The following is a 724-nucleotide window of genomic DNA, read 5'->3' as shown; positions in this document are numbered from 1 at the left end:
GGTGATACGTTAGTCGCTAAGATCACGCCATGCCTTGAAAACGGAAAAACTGCACAGGTCGACATTTTGAATGATGGGGAGGTAGCATTTGGATCGTCAGAATTTATTGTGTTAAGAGAGAATGCAAACTCAATCAATGATTACATTTTTTATCTGGCAAAAAGTCCTACTTTCAGGCAACGAGCTATAAGTTGCATGGAAGGTACTTCTGGACGAAAAAGGGTAAATGAAGGAGCATTAAAAAGACAAAAAATATTTGTTCCCGATAGAGTTTCGCAAAAAAGCATAGCAGCTGTGCTATCTTCAATTGATTCGAAAATCGAACTTCACAATCGAATCAACTCAGAACTGGAATCAATAAGGAAAACGCTTTTTGACTATTGGTTTGTGCAATTTGATTTTCCAGATAAAAACGGGAATCCCTATAAATCATCTGGGGGTAAAATGATTTATAATAATGACCTTAAAAAAAGTATTCCCGAAGTTTGGAGTGCCAAGAGCCTTGACTATTTCATCTTAATTGATAAAAGTGGTGACTGGGGAAAAGAACGTCCCGAAGGCAATTATACTACTAAAGTGGAATGCATTAGAGGAGCCGATATCAACGGAATAAATGGAAAAGGTGAGATAAAAACACCAGCGCGATTTATCCTAGAAAAAAACGAACACAAAATTTTAGTGCCAAATGATTTAGTAGTTGAAATTTCTGGAGGAAGCCCAACCC

The 724-nt window shown here is 37.3% G+C and carries 1 protein-coding gene; it reads left to right on the top strand.

The features are described 5' to 3' along the window. A partial coding sequence (locus AC1DPZ_RS28465; protein ID WP_477409868.1) for a restriction endonuclease subunit S occupies positions 1-724 on the top strand: 724 nt, incomplete at both ends.

It is taken from the genome of Mucilaginibacter sp. P4_G9 (assembly GCF_056400985.1).
This window is presented reverse-complemented; position numbering and strand designations above follow the sequence as displayed.